The 23658-nt window shown below is 39.6% G+C and carries 23 protein-coding genes; 14 read left to right on the top strand and 9 right to left on the bottom strand.

The features are described 5' to 3' along the window. Nucleotides 1–352 precede the first annotated feature (352 nt). From B9A18_RS18785 to B9A18_RS18775, 4 genes are all read left to right on the top strand, one after another. The gene (locus tag B9A18_RS18785; RefSeq protein ID WP_084291085.1) at nt 353–949 is read left to right on the top strand and encodes a hypothetical protein; all 597 of its coding nucleotides are present in this window, start codon (nt 353–355) and stop codon (nt 947–949) included. A gap of 24 nt (nt 950–973) precedes the next feature. Next, the gene (locus tag B9A18_RS18780; RefSeq protein ID WP_084291084.1) at nt 974–1507 is read left to right on the top strand and encodes a hypothetical protein; all 534 of its coding nucleotides are present in this window, start codon (nt 974–976) and stop codon (nt 1505–1507) included. Between the two features lie 117 nt (nt 1508–1624). Further along, nucleotides 1625–1771: a hypothetical protein gene (locus B9A18_RS25185; RefSeq protein WP_159452690.1), complete on the top strand. Its 147-nt coding sequence runs from the start codon at nt 1625–1627 to the stop codon at nt 1769–1771. Nucleotides 1772–1874: 103 nt separating this feature from the next. After that, nucleotides 1875–3590 (top strand): hypothetical protein, encoded by a 1716-nt coding sequence (locus B9A18_RS18775; RefSeq protein WP_084291083.1) that lies wholly within the window; start codon nt 1875–1877, stop codon nt 3588–3590. Between the two features lie 32 nt (nt 3591–3622). On the opposite strand, the gene B9A18_RS18770 is transcribed toward B9A18_RS18775, so the two are convergent. From B9A18_RS18770 to B9A18_RS18760, 3 genes are all read right to left on the bottom strand, one after another. Continuing rightward, the gene (locus tag B9A18_RS18770; protein WP_084291082.1) at nt 3623–4330 is read right to left on the bottom strand and encodes a Crp/Fnr family transcriptional regulator; all 708 of its coding nucleotides are present in this window, start codon (nt 4328–4330) and stop codon (nt 3623–3625) included. 20 nt (nt 4331–4350) lie between these two features. After that, complete coding sequence (locus B9A18_RS18765; RefSeq protein WP_084291081.1) at nt 4351–4620, bottom strand: hypothetical protein; 270 nt, start codon at nt 4618–4620, stop codon at nt 4351–4353. Between the two features lie 88 nt (nt 4621–4708). Further along, nucleotides 4709–5458 carry a YoaK family protein gene (locus B9A18_RS18760; RefSeq protein ID WP_084291080.1) on the bottom strand — a complete coding sequence of 250 codons (750 nt, stop codon included), beginning with the start codon at nt 5456–5458 and terminating at the stop codon, nt 4709–4711. 242 nt (nt 5459–5700) lie between these two features. Here B9A18_RS18760 and spt point away from each other — a divergent pair, with 242 nt between their 5' ends. Genes spt through B9A18_RS18745 form a run of 3 tightly spaced genes read left to right on the top strand, consistent with a single transcriptional unit; the run spans nt 5701 to nt 8088 of the window. After that, a complete protein-coding gene (gene spt, locus B9A18_RS18755; protein WP_084291079.1) occupies nt 5701–6906 on the top strand; it encodes a serine palmitoyltransferase in 1206 nt (401 codons plus the stop codon). Nucleotide 6907: 1 nt separating this feature from the next. Then, on the top strand, nt 6908–7489 hold the full coding sequence (locus tag B9A18_RS18750) for a class I SAM-dependent methyltransferase (RefSeq protein ID WP_084291078.1): 582 nt from the start codon (nt 6908–6910) through the stop codon (nt 7487–7489). A 5-nt stretch (nt 7490–7494) separates the two neighbouring features. Further along, nucleotides 7495–8088: a class I SAM-dependent methyltransferase gene (locus tag B9A18_RS18745; RefSeq protein ID WP_084291077.1), complete on the top strand. Its 594-nt coding sequence runs from the start codon at nt 7495–7497 to the stop codon at nt 8086–8088. Nucleotides 8089–8111: 23 nt separating this feature from the next. On the opposite strand, the gene B9A18_RS18740 is transcribed toward B9A18_RS18745, so the two are convergent. After that, nucleotides 8112–8957 carry a class I SAM-dependent methyltransferase gene (locus B9A18_RS18740; RefSeq protein ID WP_084291076.1) on the bottom strand — a complete coding sequence of 282 codons (846 nt, stop codon included), beginning with the start codon at nt 8955–8957 and terminating at the stop codon, nt 8112–8114. A gap of 130 nt (nt 8958–9087) precedes the next feature. Here B9A18_RS18740 and B9A18_RS18735 point away from each other — a divergent pair, with 130 nt between their 5' ends. Further along, entirely contained in the window at nt 9088–10152 is a 1065-nt protein-coding gene (locus tag B9A18_RS18735) for a DUF2652 domain-containing protein (RefSeq protein WP_084291075.1), read from the top strand. A 35-nt stretch (nt 10153–10187) separates the two neighbouring features. On the opposite strand, the gene B9A18_RS18730 is transcribed toward B9A18_RS18735, so the two are convergent. The 3 genes from B9A18_RS18730 to B9A18_RS18720 form a co-directional block, all read right to left on the bottom strand. Then, nucleotides 10188–11108 (bottom strand): Rpn family recombination-promoting nuclease/putative transposase, encoded by a 921-nt coding sequence (locus B9A18_RS18730; RefSeq protein ID WP_084291074.1) that lies wholly within the window; start codon nt 11106–11108, stop codon nt 10188–10190. A 342-nt stretch (nt 11109–11450) separates the two neighbouring features. Then, a complete protein-coding gene (locus tag B9A18_RS18725; protein ID WP_084291073.1) occupies nt 11451–11825 on the bottom strand; it encodes a nuclear transport factor 2 family protein in 375 nt (124 codons plus the stop codon). Nucleotides 11826–11887: 62 nt separating this feature from the next. Continuing rightward, a complete protein-coding gene (locus B9A18_RS18720) occupies nt 11888–12259 on the bottom strand; it encodes a hypothetical protein (RefSeq protein WP_084291072.1) in 372 nt (123 codons plus the stop codon). A 137-nt stretch (nt 12260–12396) separates the two neighbouring features. On the opposite strand from B9A18_RS18720, the gene B9A18_RS18715 reads away from it, so the two are divergent. Both B9A18_RS18715 and B9A18_RS18710 read left to right on the top strand, forming a co-directional pair. Beyond that, on the top strand, nt 12397–12762 hold the full coding sequence (locus B9A18_RS18715; RefSeq protein ID WP_084291071.1) for a hypothetical protein: 366 nt from the start codon (nt 12397–12399) through the stop codon (nt 12760–12762). A 46-nt stretch (nt 12763–12808) separates the two neighbouring features. Beyond that, nucleotides 12809–13333 (top strand): dihydrofolate reductase family protein, encoded by a 525-nt coding sequence (locus B9A18_RS18710; protein ID WP_084291070.1) that lies wholly within the window; start codon nt 12809–12811, stop codon nt 13331–13333. Between the two features lie 117 nt (nt 13334–13450). Here the strand turns inward: B9A18_RS18710 and B9A18_RS18705 are convergent, their stop codons facing one another. Both B9A18_RS18705 and B9A18_RS18700 read right to left on the bottom strand, forming a co-directional pair. Beyond that, entirely contained in the window at nt 13451–16612 is a 3162-nt protein-coding gene (locus B9A18_RS18705; RefSeq protein ID WP_144009543.1) for a T9SS type B sorting domain-containing protein, read from the bottom strand. 136 nt (nt 16613–16748) lie between these two features. Further along, complete coding sequence (locus B9A18_RS18700; protein WP_084291068.1) at nt 16749–17660, bottom strand: Rpn family recombination-promoting nuclease/putative transposase; 912 nt, start codon at nt 17658–17660, stop codon at nt 16749–16751. A 276-nt stretch (nt 17661–17936) separates the two neighbouring features. Between B9A18_RS18700 and B9A18_RS18695 the strand changes: the two genes are divergently transcribed. The 4 genes from B9A18_RS18695 (at nt 17937) to B9A18_RS18675 (ending at nt 23648) form a co-directional block, all read left to right on the top strand. Further along, nucleotides 17937–18293: a hypothetical protein gene (locus B9A18_RS18695; protein ID WP_084291067.1), complete on the top strand. Its 357-nt coding sequence runs from the start codon at nt 17937–17939 to the stop codon at nt 18291–18293. A gap of 30 nt (nt 18294–18323) precedes the next feature. Then, complete coding sequence (locus tag B9A18_RS18690) at nt 18324–18941, top strand: hypothetical protein (RefSeq protein ID WP_084291066.1); 618 nt, start codon at nt 18324–18326, stop codon at nt 18939–18941. Nucleotides 18942–19121: 180 nt separating this feature from the next. Continuing rightward, the gene (locus tag B9A18_RS18685) at nt 19122–20117 is read left to right on the top strand and encodes an aldo/keto reductase (protein ID WP_084291065.1); all 996 of its coding nucleotides are present in this window, start codon (nt 19122–19124) and stop codon (nt 20115–20117) included. 444 nt (nt 20118–20561) lie between these two features. After that, entirely contained in the window at nt 20562–23648 is a 3087-nt protein-coding gene (locus tag B9A18_RS18675) for a SusC/RagA family TonB-linked outer membrane protein (protein WP_084291063.1), read from the top strand. The last annotated feature ends 10 nt before the right edge of the window (nt 23649–23658 follow it).

The following is a 23658-nucleotide window of genomic DNA, read 5'->3' as shown; positions in this document are numbered from 1 at the left end:
CCTCCCCCATTTATTATCATTTAATAGTTATTAAGGTGATTTAAATATAAAATAAAACATCTATAATTTGCATATGGGATTATTGTTGATGTTACAATCTTATGAATAAATTAAATATAATAGTCCATCAAAATCAGGGAATGATCTATTTTTTGTAGCTATTTTTAATTGGAACTTGTATTCACATTATCATTATGAACTAGTACGCATACTTTTCAGGTGCACAGAAATATCTGATGTACAGAAAGATGAGTAGGTACGTCACGGTAAATAAGGAAAGAAGTTGTTGGATTTTGTTTAACTAAACAAAGTGTGTAAACTTAAAGTATAGAATAGTAAAGGAGATAGAAAGATGGGATATATTTTAAAACGGGGGACTTATTCACTGGAGAAACACCTCACAATATTGGAGCAAAAACTTGCAAACTTTCCAGATCAGACAGATTTAATCATGCTAAAGGAGTATGTCAAGGACGATCGTTATATGCAGGCTAAAATGATTGTGAGATTTCTTTCTTTATCACAAGCTGAGGGGATTTCCTTACTGAAAGGTTTTATTGAGGATGAAAAGGGTGAAGCTAACCTTATATCTGAAGCTGGTGAGCAAAAAATTGAAGAATTGGCTGATGTGTTTATGGAGAAAGCAAAGGCATACTTTGAAGATGATAATTTTATAGATGCTGCTGCAACAATATTTTCCATAGTTATGGCAATAGAACCAGAATTACCCAATGTACCTTATCAAGGGTATATCTATCATTGTATCTTGGAAAATGCATTTGACTTTTTGATGCAAATTGCTGCAAGTGATATGGATCATAGCGTTGCTAAGCATTTATTTAAAATGACAGAGCAGAATTGGATTTTGCTTAATAAGGGCAACAGGTTCTATGACGAGAGTTGGTTGAATTTGCTGGGGGATTTAGCTGCATATTCACAAAGCGCATAAAACGTCCATCCTCCGCCAAATAATATGAGTTTTTCATCCCCAAAATTCCTGAAAGGTTCAATAATCCTCGCACTTATTGACCTGCTGATCATCTGGCTTTGGGCCATAAATTCAGATCATGGACCGGAATCGGCTATGGTTGTGTATATTGTTGTACCTTTTGCTTTTGCCATCAATATTATCATCGGGGTAATATTATTTTTTACCAAAAGAGTCTACAGTCCTATGTTCTTCATTAATTGTATCGTCGCATCTGTCATTACCTACTGGATTTTCACTTTAGAATTGAGCAATCAATATAAAGAACCTTTCAATGCATGGAGCTTTAATTTCCAGGATACAACCTTTAAAATTACCAAATGGAATAAATACAATGAATTTAGTATATCGTATAGTAAAAATCCCAGATCTTCTACTGGTTTTCTAGATGGTAAATGTGAGCAAAAGAAAGATACACTCCTATTGATTGCTAATTCAAAAAGTATGCGTATCCATCACGGCAAATTATATAATTTTAGAAAATCGAAGAATCCGATCTCATTAAAGATCTGTGATTAACTAGATAAAGTCAGTGTCAATACTGCGCATTAAGTTACGACTACCGAAGATCATTTCAACTTTCCCGAACCATTATTACTGTTGATTGTTATCATTTAGAACTTAAAATGAATAATCATGATAGACCCAAAAGAAAAAGACGAGAAGCAAAATCCGGACGAAAAAATAAAAGAAGAGCAGCCAACCAATACTAAAAATACCAACTGGCATGAGCATCAGCAGATAGACGAGGAAGGCAACGAGATTAAGCCCGAAGACATCTAATATCTAACACTTCATCTATCAAAAGCATCGGCGAATGATCCAAAAGATCCTCCACCGCTTAATTGAGCTTTAGTTTGTTGCATATAACTAGATTGCCAACATTATGAGAACAATACAACTGCTTTTTATATGCTTCCTCTTTTTTTCTGGCGGCGATAAATACCCCCAAGAACCTTCATATCTAACGGATTACAGCAAGAAAACTGTAGCAACATGTGGTTCTTTGTCTCCCACAGAAAATATTGGTACAGCGGATAACGGTAAATTTATGATGCATCTGCCGGGCTGGGGACACTATTCTTACCAAATATCGACGGCTAGCGACAGCGCGCAGGTTTATTTTGATCAGGGGCTAACTATGTATTATAGTTACCATATGAAGGAAGCGCTGGCTTCCTTTAAAGAAGCAGCCAGGTTTGATCCCAATTGTGCTATGATCTATTGGGGTCAGGCATTGGCTATGGGTCCTTACTATAATTCTGCCCACATGTACCTCATCCCTAAAAACATATTAGAAGTTTTAAAACTGATGAACCAATCTGCCGGTAAAGCATCTGCAAAAGAGCGGGACCTGTTTAAGGTGATGAGCCTCCGGTATCCATCATCAGATGCTGATACTGTAAAAACGAATCTGAACGCGGCGTATGCACAAGGTATGAAAGCGCTCATTTCCATATACCCTCAGGATGCAGACATTAAGGCGCTATTTATAGACGCGGTGATGCTGATCCATCCCTGGGACTTCTGGAACAACGACGGATCGGCGAAAGAATGGACACCTGAAGTGGTAAATTTGTGTAAAACTGTATTGCAGGAAAACCCAAAACATCCTGGTGCTTTACACTATTATATACATTTAACGGAAGCTTCGCGTCAGCCAGAGCTTGCCCTGGCCAATGCACAACTGCTGAAAGATCTTTTTCCGGGCGTGGCCCACATGGTTCACATGTCAAGCCACGTGTACCAAAGAAACGGCCTGTATCCGTTGGGTGTAGAGGCCAATGACAGGGCCGATGCGAACCTTGTGCGTTATGATTCACTGGCCAGGCACCTTAAGCTTAACAAACATTCGTCGCATTATTTTGCAGTACAGGCTTTTTGCGGCCTGACAGGTGGAATGTATACTAAAGGAATGCAGGATGCCATAAAGTGCAGAAGAAGTGTTGAGCCAATGTATGAGGATACTTATGCCCAATATTTATACATGATGCCGCTCTTTACCCAGATAAGGCTTGGTAAATGGGATGAGCTATTAAAAGATACTGTTCAGCCCGATACCCGCTGGACATATGCAGGGATATTGGATAATTTTGCCAAAGGGCTTGCATATGTGTATACAGGCAAGCCGGAGTTGGCAAGCGGGCAGCTTGTTCAGTTGCGTAGTAAAATAACAGATCCCATTTTAAAAAAGAGACGCATCCCTTTTAATACGACATTGCAAAGCGCGCAGATTGCGGAGAACATTTTAAATGCCGTTATTTTATTTGATCAGAGAAAGAATACTGCCGGCATTAACAGCCTCAATGAGGCCATAAAAATAGAAGACGAGATGGTTTACGCTGAGCCAATGGATTGGCCACTTCCTGCAAGACAGTTTTTAGGAGCCTACCTTTTAAAGCTGGGGAAACCGGCAGATGCAGAGCTGGTTTACAAAATGGATCTGGAACTAAACCCAGGAAATGGCTGGTCATTATTGGGGCTGTATCAAAGTTTAAGCGCCCTGCATAAAGTTGAGGCGATGGCTGAATATAAAGCTGCTTACCTTAGGGCGTTCTCTGGCGCAGAGAAGATTCCACCGGCCTCGGTTTATAGCAGATAGGATTTATCCTGGCTAATAAATTGATGCTTTTGTTATTTAAAATTTGATCTGGCAACTAGCTTTCCAATATCTTCTACCCATATTTTCCGTCCTTCAGTTCCAATAATCCCCTCGTCTTTTAATTCTTTTAACATTCGGATTACGTTTTCTTTTGCCAGTCCGGCCATGTTTGCCAAATCACCCCTGGAAATATCAACCATAACCTTCTGACCTTCAACGGTCTCAGCTTTAAATTTTTCACGAATTACGATCAACGATATAGCCAGCCTTTCCATTGCAGAACGTTGGGTATATACCGAAATATTATTCGCCAGCACTGTATACTCGTGGCTCAAAGCCTTTAATAGCCGATGGGCAAACAATGGCGATTTATTTAGAATAGTCAAAAAGTCCTCTTTTGGAATAAAGCAAATTGAACATGGTTCCATGGCTGCTGCAGAATCAGGGTAACGTTCTTCCGATAATACAGCATGATATCCGATTAATTCCCCTGTATTGGCTACATAGATAATCTGTTCTTTCCCTATTTTGTCTACTTTATACTTTTTAACCTTCCCCTGGTGAATATAAAAAATACCGGCAGGGACAACCCCCTCCCTGAATAGAACTTCACCCTTCGAATATTTTTGTTCTCCTTGCTTCGAAATCAGGAAAGCAAAGTCTTCTTCCGAAAGTACACTTAGTATTGACTGCGTAGTAAAATTCCATTTATCAATTGGAAAAATTCCTGACAAACTCATTCAACAAAGATAGGAATTTATTACGCTGGTAACCCCGCTGTCTTTTCCTCTTTAGAAAGTAGTCTCAAAAAAATAAGTGCATATCGGAAACAGCTAAATTGGGTGCTGTTTAGCGCTAATGGTGATAAACATTCTATAGATTTCTCCAGTTCGGTAAAATATTTAACCGATCCATATTCCTTCTCCCGTACCTGTTTAACTGAAGCAATAAGCACCGCCTCTACTTGTTGGTAATTCTCTGTTCCCCGGATTTCTTCCAAAATCGCGGTTATATATTTATCTAAGTTCATGTATCAAAATCTAATGGCCAGCAAGCAAAGGTATCTTTTATGCAAAGGATATTTTACGAAAGAATATCATCGCAATAGCTGATAAAAATCAGCTTTTTAAAAAGGTTCCTTTCATTGCTTTTGAAGTCTTTTGATAAAAACGCTTAACCTTTATTCGAAATATATCATAAAGTAACGCATAAAATAAAATCACTATAGGCACAAAAAAACACCCAAATCCAAAGTGATCAAATAAATAAGCCCCAATTACGGCCCCTGACATAAAAAAGAAGATAATAACTAATCTGAGCTTTATTTTTGATTTGATCGTTTCCTGATCTTTACCGGATTTATGCACCAGATGTGCAAGTTCAATTCCAAGATCTGTAAAAGTGCCCGTTAAATGCGTCGTTCGAACAACGGAACCAGAAATCAAAGAGACCAGTGCATTTTGCAGCCCCATAGCAAATAACAAACTTCCTGCAAAAATCTCTTTAGCGATTAAACTCCCATCATACCTTTCCCCATAAATGGCTGAAAAGAAAAGAATAAGAATTTCAATAAATATTGGGATTGAATAAGAGAAACGTTGATTTGGTCCTGTAAAGGATAAGATTAAGCTAGAGATAAAAGCTCCGGCAAGAAAAAGAAACATCCATAATGCGACTACCTGGGCTGTCTTCCAATCCTGTAATGCAATGTGCTCGGCAAATAGAGCTGCATGACCTGTAACATTTGTCGTCAGGACTGCAAAACCCAAAAAACCAGCTGCATTTACAAAACCTGCAGTAAGGCCAAGCAGTGTAGCCAATTTCAAGTTATGTTGCGGAGTACGTTTAGCACCCAAATGTCTTAACATGCCTATTACTTAATGAATTTTCCGGAAGGCCAAAAAGAGCATTGCCCCTCTCAAAAGGCAATTTAAAAATTACAAAATAGATTAAAGTAAGTTGAACCCAGTATTTCCGAAAAACTGATAATTATCATGTATTCAACTGATTTCGTTACGTAAAAGTGCTATACTTTCTCCGATATATTTGCTCTTCCAGAGGATAAAACCATCCGGCTTGATTAGAAATCATAAAGAATAAAACAGCAACTATGCATAGAAAACTACAAGAAAGAATTTCTCAATTTAAAGGTGCTTCCGTAATTAAGGAAAAAGGATTGTATCCTTATTTCCGAACTATAGAATCCGGACAGGATACGGAAGTGGTTATAAATGGAGAACGCGTTCTAATGTTTGGTTCTAACTCATATCTGGGACTTACAAACCATCCAAAAATTAAAGAGGCCGCTAAGGCTGCAATTGATAAATATGGATCAGGGTGTGCCGGATCAAGATTCTTAAATGGCACTTTGGACATTCATATTGAGTTGGAAAGAAAATTAGCTGCTTATGTAGGTAAAGAAAGTGCAGTTCTTTTTAGCACTGGCTTTCAGGTCAATCTGGGCGTGATATCCTGCCTGCTCGACCGGAACGACTTCCTTATCCTGGATGAATCTGATCATGCTTCTATCATTGATGGTAGCAGATTGTCATTTTCCAGAACCATTAAATACAAGCACAATGATATGGACGACCTGCGTAAGAAATTAAGCAGGTTACCTGAAGATGCAGCAAAGCTGATTGTTACAGATGGCATTTTCAGCATGGAAGGCGATCTGGTTAATTTACCTCATATCGTAAAGATAGCAGATGAGTATGGTGCCAACATTATGTTGGATGATGCACATAGTTTAGGTGTAATAGGTTTTAATGGATCTGGAACTGCATCACACTTTGGGTTAACAGACAAGGTTGATCTGATTGCGGGCACTTTTAGTAAATCACTAGCCTCACTTGGTGGGTTTATTGCGGGAACTGCAGAAACTATTGAATATGTGAAACACCGGGCAAGATCACTAATATTTAGTGCAAGCATGCCTCCTTCTGCTGTTGCCAGTGTTATTGCTGCCCTTAACATTATTGAATCAGAGCCTGAGCGTATAGACCGGCTTTGGAAGAATACAAATTATGCTAAAAAGTTATTCTTAGCGGCTGGTTTTGAGATTGGCCCAACTGATAGTCCCATTATTCCGGTTTACATAAGAGACAACGATAAAACTTTCCATGTTACTAATATTCTAAGTAAAAAAGGAATATTCGTTAACCCTATAGTTTCTCCCGCTGTAAATCCCGAATCATCTCTACTTCGTTTCTCGTTAATGGCAACCCATACCTATCCGGAGATTGAGGAAGCCATAGAGAAAATTAAAGCCGCCTTTATCGAAGCCAGGGTTAACATACTTGTTAATACAGATTGAAATGAATAATTCCATATTTAACAATGATCAAGAATTTGACGCTTTATATCCAGAACATATCCAACAATTGTCACGTAAATATTGGACTCCCCTGGATACTTCATTAAAAGCTGCTGAATTTTTAGCGGAACCCCAATCCAGGATTCTGGATATCGGAAGTGGCGTAGGTAAATTTTGCCTCAGCGCCGCCCATCATTATCCGGACGCGCATTTCTATGGGGTTGAGCAAAGACAAGACCTTTTTCATTTAGCTGAAAAAGCAAAAGAAAAAGCCTCTTTATCTAATGTCCACTTTATCCATGCCAATATTACGCAACTAAACTTTAAGGAGTTTGATCATTTCTACTATTTTAATTCCTTTTATGAGAATCTTGACCAATCAAATGGTATAGATGATACCATAGAGACTTCTGCAGGTCTTTATCTTTACTATTGCCAATATCTGTTTACCGCTTTAGAAGAAAAACCTGTTGGAACCAGATTGGTTACCCTTCAAAGTCTGGAACAAGAAATTCCGTCAAGCTACAAACTCGTTGATACTTATCGAGACATTTTATTGAAAATGTGGATTAAACAATCATAAACAATATGCAAGAACAGTTTTTAGATCTATTCCGCTTTGATGAAGACTTGGCCTTTGACGATCTATACCCAAGATATATTAAAAATTTATCTCCAACACATTGGACTCCATTAAATATAGCAGAAAAAGCAAGTGAGTTCCTGGCAGAGCCAAATGCAAGGGTTTTAGACATAGGAAGCGGTGTAGGTAAATTCTGCATTACGGCTGGTTTCTATAATCCTCAGACCGAATTTTATGGGATAGAACAAAGACAAGATTTATTTTTACATGCAGAATTAGCAAAAACCAATATTAATTTGCCCAATGTGGGATTTATACACGGAAATTTAACAGAGCTCAATTTCGAAGAATATGATCATTTCTATTTTTTCAATTCTTTTTATGAAAATCTAAAACCCGAAAATGGTATAGATAAAAAAGTAAAAACGAGCGCAGAGTTGTATAATTACTACACTGATTTTTTATTAAAAAAGCTTGATCAGAAACCATCAGGAACAAAGCTTGTTACCTATCATGGATCAAAAAACCAAATTCCCTCTAGTTATCAGTTAATTGATAATTCTTTTCACTGGGCGCTAAAGATGTGGATGAGAGAATAACATCAAAACACAATTATAAAGCATTATTTCACCGCACAAAAGACGATCGCACCTGAGTCAATCACAACGTTTCCATCAGGAAATTTTTGATTCAGCGCCTCATATACTTCTGCTTTTATTTTATCTTTCATAGCCGCATCGGCTTTGCTAAGTGCCGCAACTACCGGTGCAGCAACTTCAGTCATGAGGTTCCAATAAACATCCGCTGTCTGGCAATTCATTTTTCCTGAAACTGCTTTTTCCAAAATATTTGTTAAACCTGCCTCCCTAAATATATCAGACATCAAATCACTTTTGGCACAGCGAAACATTCCGGGAGCTCCGGGTGGCAAGGCAGGCACATCCATATTTCTATTGATGGTTCCCATAATTGCAGTAACCCAGAAATTTTTTTCGGGGACATCCCATACTGATGTTACAAATCTTCCTCCCGGTTTCAGCACGCGCACCATTTCTTTAGCTGCCAAAAGCATATCAGGAAAAAACATGAAGCCAAACCGGCAACTTACAGCATTAAATGTATTATCTTCAAATGGCAACTCGCAAACATCACAAACAAGGGTTTCAATATTTTTAATTCCTCTGTCTGCCGCATTTTCAGCAGCGATTTTCAACATATCTTCTGAAAGATCGGTTAGAATAACTTTCCCGCTATCCAGTAAAGACGCTATGGTTAGTCCGGGTTCGCCAGTTCCCGAGGCAATATCCAAAACCGTATCATTCCCCTTGGGATCAAGTTGTCTGATCATTTCGTCGCCTACAGGCTTTAAAAAGTCCATCATAAGTTCATCCCATTTCTTCCAGCCAGATGAAAACTTGTTCCATACCTCTTTCTGCTGATCACGTATTAATTCGAGTTCTTGATCCATGATTTTAGGTGTTAAAATTATTGGTTATATAAGTCTGCGACGATATAGAAGGTCAACAAGTTCAGGGATAAAAAGTTTGTTTTATTCTGTTGTTTCCCCGATGATTTATTGTTTGTAACTTTAATATAAAATGGAAACAAAAGGTCTGCTTTTTATCCCTGACATCAGTGGTTTCACTCGATTTGTAACAGAATCAGAAATTAACCATAGTCGGATGATCATACAGGAATTGCTTGAATTGCTAATTAATGCAAATCAAATAGGACTTGAAGTTTCCGAAATAGAAGGCGACGCGATTCTTTTTTACAAATTTGGCGAACCACCACAGCTTAAAGAATTGTATAAACAGGTGGAGAAGATGTTTTGCCTGTTTCACAAAAACCTGATGTCTTATGACCGAAGGAAATATTGCCAATGCCAGGCCTGTACTTCGGCAGCCGACCTTTCTTTAAAAGTAATCACACACTATGGTGAGTTTACGCAGTACCATGTGAAGAATTTCAGTAAACTGATTGGTAAAGATGTTATCGTTGCACACCAGCTTTTGAAGAACGATATCACGCAACATGAATACTGGTTGGTGACCAAAGACCTTCTGGACGATCGCCCTCCAACTGATTTTACAGCATGGATGAATTGGAGTGACAGCATAAAGCAAACCGAATCCGGGGAAATACACTTTCATTATACACAACTGAGCCAGTTAAAAAATGAGATACATGATGCCCCTTTACCCCCATTAAACCTCTCCAATAAAAGAAAAATATACAGTGCTTCAAGAGTATATGAAACTGACCTCATTACCCTATTTCATGCTGCAGGCGCATTTGAATACCGTCATCTCTGGTGGGAGGGCGTAGAAAAAGTACAGGTAATTGACCACCTTTTACCACGGGTAGGCATGCGGAGCATGTGGACCTTAAATAATGGAAAAATGCTTTACTATTCCAGCAGCTACTCCTATAACCATGACAAGATTGAATTTACTGAAACGGATGAAAAAGGAGATCAGGTGACTTACTTCACATTGATGAAATTAGCAGACAATGAAACAAGACTTACTATAGATGTTTATAAAACCAGAAATTGGATTACAGATTTTATTTTAGGATCATCAGGTCAAAAAAAACTGGAATCTACGCTTAAAAAGTCATTAGAGAACATCATTCCACTGTTAAAAAAGATTCCTTTATGACAACTACTTCCTCCCCAAAGACAAGAGCGTATCTCCTACAAAACCTCAATCTCTTCGATAGAGAGCTCGGTTAGTTCCGAAATCTCATCAACCCTAATATTTTTAGCTTTTAATTTAAGCGCCATTTCAACCGCTTTTTTGCGTTCGCCTTCTAATAGCCCTTCAGCTCTTCCTTCAGCTTTTCCTTCAGCCTTTCCTTCAGCCTTTCCTTCAGCTATACCCCGAGCTTTCCCTTCGGCTTTAGCGTAATCCATCACGTTCTTATTGTCCCACTTGTATTTTAAGCTTGCGTTATACATCTCTCTTTCCTCCTTAGTTAGATTGGCATACTTAGCCAGATTAAACAGTTGATCAAATTCCGGACCGGATAAATATTCAGGACGTTTATTAAACTCCGTTAAATGCTTCAAGGCATATAACCACTTATCCAGTTCTTTATCCAGCTCATTTTGTTTCTTCACAAAGTTAAGCATCTCAATGAAAACAAACCCTAGTTTATCATAGAATATTTTCCCTGTGTACCTGTTGGCCAGACAGATATCCTGAACATACTCAGACCTTGGGCTATCAGGCAGATTAAAATCTTCCAGGAATGCGACCAGGTAAACCTCAGTTAAATTGTAAGCCCAGTCCTTCCGCCCTCCTCTTGGTGCTTGCTCACTTATAGCCCTCGAAGTATAAAACAATGCACGTTCTTTAAAATTCTTCTGATACCCCCGCTGAATTTCAATAATAAATTTACTGCCATCGACATCCGTACAGGTTATGTCGAATACCACCCCACCTTCATCAATATGTTCTCCGTGATACTCATTTTTACCGTATTGAATGGCGGTAATATACTTTCTGCCTTTAAAGATGCTGTTTAGAAATCCTATCAAAATGGGTTTACTCTCATCAGTAGCGAATAACCTTTTAAAACTAAAGTCTACAAATGGATCGATATAAGTTGTCATAGTGGCTGCTTGTAAATTCTAGATGCAAAACTAAACAGATCGCAACTGCAACACACAGGTAATGAGAAATTTGGTGGAATCCACCAAAGGAGCTTAACTTAACAGAATAAAATATGGTTGAGCACCAAACATTCAATAACCTTCCAAATAAAATTCATCCTTCAGGAATAGCTTCGACTAGATTTTACAGTGAAAAATATCCATCATTAACGTTCCATCATTTAGACTGATCGAACAAAAGATGATGGCATAAAGAAACTAAGTAAAACCTTTATGAGGCTCTTTTGTTAAATAGATACGAGAACGTTAATTAAGGGGCCAGTCGAGAGACTGCCCCTTTTTTTAATTTTTTAAGTCAGATTCCGTATGCATGGCACAGACCCAATTTCCATTTTCCATAATCCATGTTGATGTGCACGCGCATTTTCCTGAAGATTTCTTATTTTCCGCGCCATATTCTAATTCGATAAGGTAGGCTACAACAGCACTATCTTCACTCATAATTTCACTTTGGGCGTCAGAAATATTTAGCACTTTCAGCCGACTGCCTTCTCCTGAATCAAACATTTTTTTGAATGTAGATTCATCTACGCTTCTTACTCCATCCTTGCCAGCTACGATGCATGGGAAGTGGGTAAGGCTTTTTACAGTATTAAAATCACGGGTTTCCATCGCTTTCCAATACTTTTTTTCAAGTTCAAGAATTTGATTTTCCATAATATCAAGTTTTGATAGGTTATAACAAAACTAAGTGGATATGGTTTGATGATTTAAGTCACCTATGCCTGATCAGAATTTACATTACTTAATCTAGGCTTACTGTCAATTAATGACTGCAAATGATCCAATGTTTCCATAACACCAATAACAAGCTTTAACCTTGCCTGGTCGCCTAACTGCTCAAATAAAGGAATTAAAGTTGTATTGATCTCTGATTTTATATCGGCAATGTTCTTCTCCAGGCTATCTAGCTTTTGGCCTCCAATTTGGTTGTCTGAATTAGATTGATGACTAGCAATTGCGTTAGCAATCGTTTGTTTAATTAGAAAAGCACGCTGATTAACAGTCGGATATAGTTTTCTTTTGTAATCTGCAATTTCGCTTAATAATTCGGTCAGCGCGCCAAATGCTGCCCTCTCGTTCTCATACATATTATATTAAAGTTAGTTACAGCAAACCTAAATATTAAAAGTCGAATCAGTCAAATAAAATCCAATTAATATTGCAATAAAATACTTTATTTATTTACTAATATTTTTAGTAATTTTACAGCTTAATTTATAATATCATGGTACCTGATTATAGAGATACCGTCGATTTATTGCAGCATAAGCTGATTAACCACATCAGGTTAAATCAACCTTTAAACAATAACATCCGGTACAAAACAAGATTTGTAAATAACACTGAACAAGCAATTGGATTCAACTTTACTGAATTTAGCGAAGCATACCGGGCGAAATACATCAGCCCAGATTTTGAAGGGTATTGCAATAAGTTTATTGAGTTTATAAAACCACTTCTGCTAAATTTCCTAATGGAAATCAGATATGGAGGCCATGGTTTCAAGGTGATTATACGCCTGGGAGGTGATCAATTTGAGAAACGGCTTACAATATTGAATAAATCACCGGAGCATGGTGGTTCGGAGTGAAGGGACTAAATTAGTAAATACAGTATAGACATAAATTAAAACGACAATGGCAAGACAAGCAATTTTATATATCGCAACAAGTTTAGATGGTTACATTGCTAAACCAAATGACAACCTGGATTTCCTCTCAATCGTTGAAAAAGAGGGAGAAGACTATGGCTACGCCGACTTTGCAAAAACGGTTGACACCGTTATAATGGGCCGAAAAACCTATGACTGGATAATGAAGTATGCTCCAGAATTTTATCATGATGATAAAACTTCGTTCATCATAACGAGGACAGCGAGACCAAGTATCGGTAACACAAACTTTTACGCAGGCAACATAAAGGAGCTTATTTTAAGGCTAAAAAGTGAGTCAGGGCCAAATATTTTTATTGAGGGCGGGGCTGAAATAGTACACGAACTTTTAAAAGAAAACTTAATTGATGAATTTGTAATTTCAATAATCCCGATCCTTGTTGGTGATGGTACAAAACTATTCAAAGATGGCCGGCCTGAGCAGGAATTAAAACTCATTTCAACCAAGCAATTTGACACAGGACTTGTACAACTTCATTATAAATGTTGAAAGGGATTAATCAGCATTTATAATCTTCCAACAATGGAACATTGCATCGACACTTGGAGAAGTAAGTTAAAAGTATAGAAATGTGAAACGCAAAGCATAACGATCTGAAGTCCTATTCTAACGTAATAAAGTCAGACTTCCTGAAATTGCCCTGCATCCTTCACCAATTTTGATAACATAATAATACACCCCCGCAGGCAATGGATTACCATTCCTATTACCCTCGAATGGTACCTTATAATTAGGAGCGTCGAAAACCCTCTCCCCATACCGATTGAAAATATTAACACTTACTTTTGGGTAATTTTCGATTCCCTTTATGATCCATTTGTCATTGCTACCATCATGATTTGGTGAAAATGCATTCGGAATAATTAAAGCGGCATAACCAACAGTAACTTCAACTTTAGTTCTCGGGCTTTCACACCCTCCTATGTATCGACTAACATAAAATTTACGATTTTCGTTTACATTGATTTTGAACTGACCGGATTCTTGTACATCCAATGGGATTAAGCCGTATTCATTCCCATATAGTTTGTACCCACTATCTTTTGTCACATTATTTACAATCAATATCGCTTCACCTTTACCACAAAGCTGAAGATCACTTACCATTGGTTGCTGTATGGATTCACTTTGGTTCAATAACTGATAAGTTGATACCGCTGAACAGCCCGCAGCATCTGTTATCGTTAAATGATAGATCCCCTGTGGAGCATTCTTTAAATCTTTTTGATTTCCGAAGTTTACACCGGCATCATTTTCCCATCTATAGCTAAATGGAAGCTTACCAGAAACTTCAATACCAGTAATAGTCCCGGTACTCAGACTACAGTGATCGTGGTTAATCTGAACATGATTATTATTCACTAACACAGCTACATTTCCTCCAACCGTATACAGCTGGCTTGTTTTTTTGCAGCTGGAATTGGCAGCAACCAGGTAATACCTTCCTGCTTTAACATCCCTTAGGTTTGGATCGGTGGTTGTAGCTATTAATTGATCCGATTGATCAAACCATTGATATTGCGTTGCCCCCGAAACCTGAATGCCAGTTATTGAGCCATTACTTTGGCCACAGGTAACATTTTGAATTGTCCCCATATCGTTTAATGATATTCCATTGACTTCGGGAATTGGTATGGTTGACGAAAATACAGATCCACATGCCGATTCATCAAATACCTCCAGTTTATAGCTGCCAGCAGGTTTATCCAATAAATCCAGGCCAGTACCTACAACTTCTCCAAGCTCGTTTTTCCACTGATACCTTAGGACACCTAAGCCAGTAGCTGAAATCCCAGCAATGCTCCCTTCAGCCTTGCCACACTCAGAAGCGACTACAGTAATATTGTGTTCGCTGACTCCCGGCCCACTGATGTTTTTAATCTCTACCGGCCCGTACGACATGGCACAACTATTGTCAGCAAGCTTGATACTAAGGAGGTAATTACCGGGCCTGACATTCTCTAATTTTAAAGCCCTTCCCATTTCATTACCTCCAGCATCCTTCCAACTATATTGAACAGCAGAACTAGTATTATTGGTGATGGTAATACCTTTAACAGATCCATTTGCTCCATTGCAGGAAGCGTTGGTCACAGCAATAGTTGATGCGTCAACTGATACACCGAGTTTAATTTGATACCAAGGAGTTTCTGCAGAACAATCACCGTATCCTATTTTGAGCTTATATTTCCCAGGTGGCATGTTCAATAAATCCGGAACTCTTCCCACCTCAGCACCGCTTTCATTTATCCAGCTGATATCGGTATAGCTGGAAGGGACTATACCTTTAATCGATCCATAGTTTGGACAGGTATTTTCTATTTTCACGTTGGCAACATCCAATTCTGGCCTGGTAAACTCAGAAGTAGCTCCATTAAATGTTGCAGAAGCTATGACTTTACCCTGAATAGGACCATCATAATGCCAATTGCCCGATTCATCAGCAGTTGTACTGGCAAAATAAGTCTCAGGAGCGCAACTGCCACATCTGTCGGCATAAAAAAGCTCAATCGCTGACCCAGGTGTAGCGTTTCCCGATAAAGAAGTACCAGTAATCGATGATATTTTTACTACTGGAAAGAAGAAAGTTCCATTGCCTCTGTATATCATAGGGTACATGTTACGCACACAAAAAAAGCTATTCTTGTTTACAGAAACTGTGGAATACGGCCAAACATTAATGGGCTTACAATTGGCAATGTAATTTTTGTCTGCGGGATTGCTACTGCCAATTTTCACATTGGTACAGTAGTACACGAATATGCCTGTGTCACCAACCGGAAGTGTTTTGGTAAGGCTGCGATCTGTTCCAATATAGTTACGTCTGATGTTCACTTCATGGAAATTGTTGATTAGCGTAATTCCCCATGCAGTAGATGATGAAATAATGTTATCTTCTATAAAGACTGTATTTTTCCCTTTTGGAGTATGCACGTCAAAGCGGAAGCCAGAGGAAGGAAATGTAATAGATTCGCTATGGTCTACACCAATTTTATTGTTTCTGAACCTGATGGTGGCTGGTGTGACATACATTTCGACACCTTCTCCAGTATAATTTTCAGAATTGGTCTGGTGAATCGAAAAGCCGTTAGGAAATAAATTACCTTCATCCGGAGTGCCCCCTATATTGATTTCACCAATTACGTAATTTACCTCTACAGGCTTTGAAATGATATCTGACCGTGTGATGCCGTCAGGTTCAATTCCTATGAAATTTGCCTTCAGCGTAAAGTTTACGCTATAGTAATGAATCTGTCCTCCTGTCAAATGCAAATTCATCCCTAGATCATATTGAAATCCTAATATAACATTTCCTTTACCAGCGGCACCAATTTCAATATTCCGACAGTCTCTAATCGCTATTCCCTGCCAATAATAGCAGCCCTCACCACTGGGACACGCCATTTCATTTTTGATGTACAAGCCGTAAATCTTAACATCCTGCACATTCTCCAGCAATAGCACATTGGCGAATTTAGTATAAGCAAAGCCTGTAAGGATTTTTACCCTTGATGTACTTAGCCCAAATGCAGTTCCTGGCTGAGAGGAACCATCTATAGTCAAATTAGCGGACACTAGTGGTAACTGATCCAATATCACGATGGTTCTACCGGCTTCGCTTTGATCAGTAAGGTTAAAATTAATCACATCTGCATCAGCGATACCATTTGCCGCTGCTTTTGTCAACATATCACGGAGTGTACCAGTACCAGAATCTGCGTTGTTGATTACAGTAAATACTGTCGAAAATGCATTGAATGCAAGCAATTGCAAGCCAATAAAAAGAATAAAATATTTGAGAGTGTTATATGTTCATTTATTTATCAGATGGCAGGAGTATCAGTTAATGCCATATTGTTTCAAAGATATGAATCGCCTTCTTTCAATTATTAGAAGAGGGAAGTTATAAAATTTGGATTTCTTCTATAGACAGGCCCGTAGATTTAGCAATAATCTCCGGAGTTATGCCAATATTTTTTAGATTACGAGCGATTTCTTTCTTTTCTTCTTCGCGTCCTCGCACATGTCCTTCTTTTCGCCCCTCATTTCTAGCTGCCTTATCGACGCTATAATTATCACGTTGTATTTTTAAGCTTTGCTGGTATTCGTTCATCTCCTCGGGGGTTAAGTTGCCAACTGCTGCAATTTCAAATATCTTCTCATATTTGTAATTCCCTCTCAAAGATACCGGAATTTCTGTAAATTTCTTTAGGTTATTTAAGATGTAAAGCCACTCTTCCAGTTCATTCTCCAATTCTCCTTCAGCTTTCCTGAATTTTGGCATCTCAATAAAAATATAACCCAATTTTGGGTAAAACTCTTTGCTTGTATTGATCTCTATCATCCGAACATCATGTATAAAATGGTCGGGGTGGCTGTCATCAAATTTAAAATTCATGATCGCCAGAAAATATATTTCAGGAAGCTGATAATCCCAATTGGCGACTACTCCGATGCCTTGCTCCTGAATCAGATTAGCCGTATAGAAAACACTTCTGTCTTTGAAATTTTCAACCTTAGCCTTTTGCATTTCTACGATAAATTTTTCGCCATTGTCACCAGTACAGTATAGATCAAATACTGTTTTTCTGTAATCCTTACCCGGACCTTTATACTCCGTATTGTTATACTGAATATCAACGATTACTTTCCGCCCTTTGAAAACACCATTTAGAAAACGGATTAGAAAATCCCGATTGGGTGCCTTGCCGAAAATGTGTTTAAACCCAAAATCACTGTAAGGGTCAATGAAGCGCGTAATGTCGACACCATTTACTGGTTGGATAAAGCTCGTTAAAGTAGTTTCTTCTGGCATATTTGACTGATTAAAAACATTTCAGCAAATCTACTTAGACAAAAATTACGACAAAAGTGTCACTAGAAATTTGGTGGAAAACGCAGTTTAACCTAAAAAAACTTATATAAAATTTGGCTTACCTATCCATATTTCAATCTAACAAAATATTATCGATGTTGAATGATAGTTCATCTTTTCGATAAATAATGATGCTCTATAAAATTGATCTTAATTGAACAGTAAATTTTGACAGCTTATTTTTATATTCGTGTATTAAATCAATTAACGTCTTATATGAAATATTTCCTATCCTTATTCCTACTCGCATTTTTCGTTATTGATACCGTGGCGCAAACACCGGACTCTGTAAGCCTCCGCAAGCTAATTATTCAACATTCAAAAGAAGGTGGGAAGTTGGATTTCTTTACCGGAATCAAAGGTAAGGAGACCGTTGGAAGTCAGGTTAAACCCGGAATTTATGCTCAAAACATCCATATTGCCTGGTTTTATTGGGGTAAAGCAAATTATGTTAATGGAATAAAATCTTTAGCAGATGTGGTTAGCATTTTTAAAGAATGGAAAGAACGTGAACCAGAACGCATGGAATATGAGCACATTAAACTTGGATTTGCAGACCGAGATAAAAGATAATTTGTTTTTTCGACATTAAATTAATCTCCGATGCAATACGACTTCTCCCAACATACATTACTAGAAAAAAAACAATTCCGTTTTATTGAAGACGGTCTTTCAATACGGCAAAGCAGCATAGGAAAAATACACGAGTACGAACTAAAATATGAAAATGTTGGCACCAAAATAACTCACTGGAAAAATGGGCAAAAAATATTTCTGGTCGTTGCTGCTTTTCTAACTTTTGTCTCATTCGTGCTTTATTTCGACCGCCAAAATGGAGGGCAAGTTGATCCGTTTATGCAGTTGTTCATTCTCATATTAATTTCATTATTGGTTTTCTTATATTTTTTCACTTTTAAAACAGCGTGCTACCTTACTTCGGCAGGTAACCCTAACCCTATAGAATTTTTCAGTAATAAACCCGACAAAGAAACAGTTGACAAATTTATTGATGAAATCTTATCCCGACGCCGACAATTCCTGCTACAGCGACATGGACAACTGAATAAAAATTTAAGCTATGAACCTCAGTATTATAACTTAATCTGGTTATTAGATAACAATGTAATTAATCAAGTGGAATATGAGAAAAAACTAAAAGAACTGAACACGCTGTTTACTTCTACTCCTACTATTAAAGGGTTTTCAATTAAGAATGATTAGATGTAATACAGCCTTTACCCTATATAAAATTTTGGTCAGGTACCCCCGAACAGAAATAATGTAAGCTTCTGAAAATCTTCCATTTATACAGGAACGTAGCATTAATGTTTTCAAACAATACTGCCGGGTTCATTTGTAAGTGAATACTTAAACAGTATTTTTGGAATACATTATTTTTTTATGGAATACAGAAAATTAGGCGACAGCAATCTTGAAATATCAGTGATCACCTTTGGTGCCTGGGCAGCCGGAGGATGGATGTGGGGTGGTACCGAAAGAGGTGAAGCCATTAATGCCATCAAAGCAGCTTATGATGCGGGTGTAACCTCTATCGACACTGCACCTATCTACGGCCAGGGCCTTAGCGAAGAAATTGTTGGAGAAGCGATCAAAGATATCCAGAGGGACAAGGTACAAATACTTACAAAATTTGGAATGCGCTGGGACCTTGCGAAGGGCAACCTGGCCATGCACAGCAAGGACAACAGCGGCAACGTGATTGACATCTATAAATACGCTGGTAAGGAAAGTATCATCAAAGAATGTGAAGACAGCCTGAAAAGGCTTGGCACGGATTATATAGATCTGTACCAGATCCACTGGCCGGATACAACCACTCCTATTTCCGAAAGCATGGAAGCGGTTGCAAGACTAATCGAACAGGGGAAAGTGCGTCACGCAGGCGTTTGTAATTATAACCCGGAACAAATGGATGAGGCCGCACAATACCTCAATCCGGTTTCAAACCAGGTTCCCTACAGTATGGTTAAACGCGATATCGAAAAAGAAATCGTTCCCTATTGCATCGAAAAGAGTAAATCGATCCTTGCGTACAGCCCGCTTGAGAGGGGCCTTTTAACAGGAAAAATGAAACCAGGCTATAAGTTTGGCGCAGATGACCACCGCGCGGGAATCTATTTCTTTAAGGATGAGAACCTGCAAAAGGTGAATGCCTTCCTTGAAAAGATCTTACCTATTGCCGAAGAAAAGAATGCCAGCTTAAGTCAGCTGGTACTTAAATGGACCTTTGAGCAGCCCGGTATAACGATTGCCCTTGCCGGAGCCAGGAATTCGCAACAAGCCTTGAGCAATGCAGCTGCTGCTGATATCCGCTTAAGTAAGGAAGAAATCGATAAGATCACAGCGCATTTAAATCAACTGAGCTTGTCCAGATAAGAGAGAACAGCACCTGCAACTACAGTACTAACGCTTTCCACTTAGAATTTAAGCGACTTTAAATCAACAGATTACAACAACACCTCCCCTACACCTGTAATAAATACTACTAAATCGGTAGATTTAATTTGTTTTTACCAAAAATGCCATTACATTTGTTCCGGGTTGACGCGCAAACAAATCATAAAAAGTCAAATTATATTCGGGATGAAAAGATTTTTACACGTAAAAAAGGGAATTGCGCTCTGCAGTCCAAACCAATTGAGAAACTCTTCTCGCTGTTGTTGCAGTCCCATGCAGCAGCATTCCATGCTATAGCTCAATAATAAAGACAGGATTGAAATCCTGCCTTTATCACGGCCTTCAGTACGCAACGCCAATCACTTACTGAAATGCCGGTTCGTTTTAACCAACAGATTTTATTAATTAAAACTTTTTAAAGTTATGCAAAATTTTAAAAAGACCGGGCATTCCTATCCTGCCTGTTCTTTCTTAAGAAAGCTACAGCTATTGAAGATCAGTAGCATAGTATTGTTATTATTACCCTTCCTGTCTTACGCACAAACCAAGCCACTGATCAACTCGCCCCTCAAAGGACAGGTGATCGATTCGCTGACCAAACAGGGCATTCCAAGTGTAAGTGTACACATTACCGGAACCACACATTCTGTGCAAACGGATGGCGATGGCCGCTTTGATTTCGTGACCGGACAAAAGTTCCCATATACACTTGAGATCAGACACCTGTCTTATCAAACAAAGACGATAATAGCGAACAGCAGTCCCCTGGTAATCAAGCTCAAAGAAAACACCGGTCAGCTTAACGATGTGGTGGTTATTGGTTATGCTACGCAGCAGCGTAAAAACCTGATCGGTTCTGTTTCCAAAATAGATCCATCGGGAACGAAAAACATTCCTGAAGCAAGTTTTGATGCACAGCTACAGGGAAAGGCCGCTGGCGTGCAGATCAGTTCAAATACAGGCGTACCCGGATCTGATATATTTATCCGCGTAAGGGGCGCTACTTCCATCAATGCCACTAATGACCCCTTGTACATCATTGACGGGGTATGGGTAAACAACGGCAGTCTCCAGAATATAGGCCAGGACAGGGGAACCTCCCCCCTTTCGGACATCAATCCTTCGGATATTGAGAGTATCGAAATCTTGAAAGATGCCACTGCGATTGCCATTTATGGGTCGCGGGGCGCCAATGGGGTGGTATTGGTTACCACAAAAAGAGGGACCTACGGACAAAAGACCAGGATAGAGTTTAATGGCTCCGAAGGCTTAGGATGGGCACCGGAAGACCGCATCTGGAAAACCACTACCGGTGCGGAGCATGCTGCGCTGGTGAATGAGTATAGCCGGAATATGGGCAAACCACAACCTTTCAGGCCAGCCGGCGAGGTGATCAACGGCGTTGCCGGAAGGGGCTTGCCAGAAACGCAGCCTACCTACGACCGCATGAGCTATCTGAACCGTAAGGCAACGTTGCGCAGTTACGACCTGTCCCTTCAGGGCGGATCCGACAGGACACGCTTCTACCTGGGCGGCGGTTATACAGATCAGGAATCCATCTGGAAACCGATGTCGTTCGACAGGGCCAGCTTAAAGGTTAACCTGGATCATAAACTGAATGATAAAATCTCCATCGGTACCAGTAATGCCGTTTCCAGAAGTCACCGTGACCAGGCACGCCCTGCAAACGGGGCCAACGGAACGCTGCTGCAGGCCTCCTTAAATATACCCACTTACCTCCCCATCTTCGATGCGAACGGCACACCATTAAAATGGGTGAATTTCGACAACATTGATGTGCTCACCAGCACGGTAAATCTATGGTCCAACAGCTATCATTATACCGGCAACATTTACCTGGATTATGCGATCACGCCTAAGTTAAAGTTCCGCTCTACCTTTGGTGTGGATTACAACAACTACGAGGAAAATGAATACTGGGATACCCGCACCATTCTGGGCAATAGCGGAGGCCGGGGAACGCAAAGTATCACGCAGTCGTCGACCGCCATTAACGAGCAGACTTTAGCTTACAACGACAAGGCCGGTAAGCACAGCTTCGGTATACTGATCGGGAATACCTTACAAGGTATAGAAGTGAAGAACGTATCTGCTACGGGTACCAATTTCCCTAATAACTCATATACGCAGATCTCTTCGGCAGCCACACAAGTTGCGGCGCAGTTTATGACAAACAGCACATTGGCCTCCTTTTTCTCTCGGGCGGATTACAATTATGCAGGAAAATACTATGCAGAATTTACGGTAAGGGCAGACGGTTCTTCAAAATTTGGCAAGAACAAGAAGTGGGGCTATTTCCCGGCAGTTGGTGCCGCATGGCGGATAAAAGAAGAGAATTTCCTGAAAGATGTTTCCCTGATCAGTAATTTAAAATACAGGATCAGCTACGGGATCACCGGAAACCAGGCGGGGATCAATGATTTTGCTTCCCAGGGTTTGTGGACAGGTGGTTTTGGCTATGCAGATGTTGCAAGCGGCCCAGAGCTTCCCGGAACGGCCCCTTTACAACTGGCCAATCCTAACCTGAAATGGGAAAGTACCGCACAGTTCAGTACCGGGCTCGACATTGGCTTTTTGGAAGACAAACTGAATATCGAGTTCAACTATTACAACAAATACACCAGTGATGCACTGCTGCAGGTGGCCGTTCCGGGATCTTCCGGCTTCTCCTCCTACCTCACCAACTTTGGCGAGATCAGCAACAAAGGCTTTGAACTGGCCATCAATTCCACCAACCTGAGAACGACCGGCTTTACCTGGAAAACAGATTTCAACATTGCCAGAAATAAGAATACCATTGAAAAGATACCTGCCGACATTCCCTTTGCGGGAAGAGACCTGATCCGCTTACAGCAGGGAAAAGAGTTGTACTCTTACTGGCTGTACAAGCAATTGTCTGTCAACCCGGATAACGGCGATGCCATATTTGACGATTACAACAAGGATGGTAAGATCACAGCCGATGACCGGCAGATCGTGGGCAGCACCTGGCCTAAGTTTTTTGGGGGACTGACCAATAATTTCACGTATAAAGGATTGGACCTGGGTGTGTTCTTCACTTTTTCTTATGGCAACTACATCTGGAACCACAACAGGATGCTGGGTGAAACAGGAGGTACACTGGATGCAGGACGCGTATTGCTGAAAAGCCAGCTGGACCGCTGGACCAGTCCCGGACAAATCACCAATACACCAAAATTAACAGATGCCAACTATGCCAGGCAAGAGAACAGCCGCTTTTTTGAGGATGCCTCATTCCTGAGGTTGCGTTCCCTAACCCTTGGATATACCTTACCGAAAGGCTTTACCTCCAGGGCCGGAATTGAAAAGCTAAGGTTTTACCTGATCGGCAGCAACCTGCTGTTGTTCACTAAATATACCGGTGCAGATCCAGAATCCAACCTGGGTACACAGAACATACAGGGCTACGATTACGGTACCCCTCCACAACCCCGGACGGTGCAGCTGGGCGTCAACCTAACCCTATAATCATTAAAAA

This window comes from Pedobacter nyackensis (assembly GCF_900176505.1).
In the GTDB taxonomy this organism is placed as follows: Bacteria; Bacteroidota; Bacteroidia; order Sphingobacteriales; family Sphingobacteriaceae; genus Pedobacter; species Pedobacter nyackensis.
Note: the sequence above shows the minus strand (reverse complement) of the source record. Positions and strands in the feature narration are given on the sequence as shown.

What these genes read in the sequence shown, in the direction of transcription:
- B9A18_RS18785 (WP_084291085.1), top strand. Translation starts at nt 353, where the DNA reads ATGGGATATATTTTAAAACGGGGGACTTATTCACTGGAGAAACACCTC.
- B9A18_RS18780 (WP_084291084.1), top strand. Translation starts at nt 974, where the DNA reads ATGAGTTTTTCATCCCCAAAATTCCTGAAAGGTTCAATAATCCTCGCA.
- B9A18_RS25185 (WP_159452690.1), top strand. Translation starts at nt 1,625, where the DNA reads ATGATAGACCCAAAAGAAAAAGACGAGAAGCAAAATCCGGACGAAAAA.
- B9A18_RS18775 (WP_084291083.1), top strand. Translation starts at nt 1,875, where the DNA reads ATGAGAACAATACAACTGCTTTTTATATGCTTCCTCTTTTTTTCTGGC.
- B9A18_RS18770 (WP_084291082.1), bottom strand. Translation starts at nt 4,330, where the DNA reads ATGAGTTTGTCAGGAATTTTTCCAATTGATAAATGGAATTTTACTACG.
- B9A18_RS18765 (WP_084291081.1), bottom strand. Translation starts at nt 4,620, where the DNA reads ATGAACTTAGATAAATATATAACCGCGATTTTGGAAGAAATCCGGGGA.
- B9A18_RS18760 (WP_084291080.1), bottom strand. Translation starts at nt 5,458, where the DNA reads ATGTTAAGACATTTGGGTGCTAAACGTACTCCGCAACATAACTTGAAA.
- spt (WP_084291079.1), top strand. Translation starts at nt 5,701, where the DNA reads ATGCATAGAAAACTACAAGAAAGAATTTCTCAATTTAAAGGTGCTTCC.
- B9A18_RS18750 (WP_084291078.1), top strand. Translation starts at nt 6,908, where the DNA reads ATGAATAATTCCATATTTAACAATGATCAAGAATTTGACGCTTTATAT.
- B9A18_RS18745 (WP_084291077.1), top strand. Translation starts at nt 7,495, where the DNA reads ATGCAAGAACAGTTTTTAGATCTATTCCGCTTTGATGAAGACTTGGCC.
- B9A18_RS18740 (WP_084291076.1), bottom strand. Translation starts at nt 8,957, where the DNA reads ATGGATCAAGAACTCGAATTAATACGTGATCAGCAGAAAGAGGTATGG.
- B9A18_RS18735 (WP_084291075.1), top strand. Translation starts at nt 9,088, where the DNA reads ATGGAAACAAAAGGTCTGCTTTTTATCCCTGACATCAGTGGTTTCACT.
- B9A18_RS18730 (WP_084291074.1), bottom strand. Translation starts at nt 11,108, where the DNA reads ATGACAACTTATATCGATCCATTTGTAGACTTTAGTTTTAAAAGGTTA.
- B9A18_RS18725 (WP_084291073.1), bottom strand. Translation starts at nt 11,825, where the DNA reads ATGGAAAATCAAATTCTTGAACTTGAAAAAAAGTATTGGAAAGCGATG.
- B9A18_RS18720 (WP_084291072.1), bottom strand. Translation starts at nt 12,259, where the DNA reads ATGTATGAGAACGAGAGGGCAGCATTTGGCGCGCTGACCGAATTATTA.
- B9A18_RS18715 (WP_084291071.1), top strand. Translation starts at nt 12,397, where the DNA reads ATGGTACCTGATTATAGAGATACCGTCGATTTATTGCAGCATAAGCTG.
- B9A18_RS18710 (WP_084291070.1), top strand. Translation starts at nt 12,809, where the DNA reads ATGGCAAGACAAGCAATTTTATATATCGCAACAAGTTTAGATGGTTAC.
- B9A18_RS18700 (WP_084291068.1), bottom strand. Translation starts at nt 17,660, where the DNA reads ATGCCAGAAGAAACTACTTTAACGAGCTTTATCCAACCAGTAAATGGT.
- B9A18_RS18695 (WP_084291067.1), top strand. Translation starts at nt 17,937, where the DNA reads ATGAAATATTTCCTATCCTTATTCCTACTCGCATTTTTCGTTATTGAT.
- B9A18_RS18690 (WP_084291066.1), top strand. Translation starts at nt 18,324, where the DNA reads ATGCAATACGACTTCTCCCAACATACATTACTAGAAAAAAAACAATTC.
- B9A18_RS18685 (WP_084291065.1), top strand. Translation starts at nt 19,122, where the DNA reads ATGGAATACAGAAAATTAGGCGACAGCAATCTTGAAATATCAGTGATC.
- B9A18_RS18675 (WP_084291063.1), top strand. Translation starts at nt 20,562, where the DNA reads ATGCAAAATTTTAAAAAGACCGGGCATTCCTATCCTGCCTGTTCTTTC.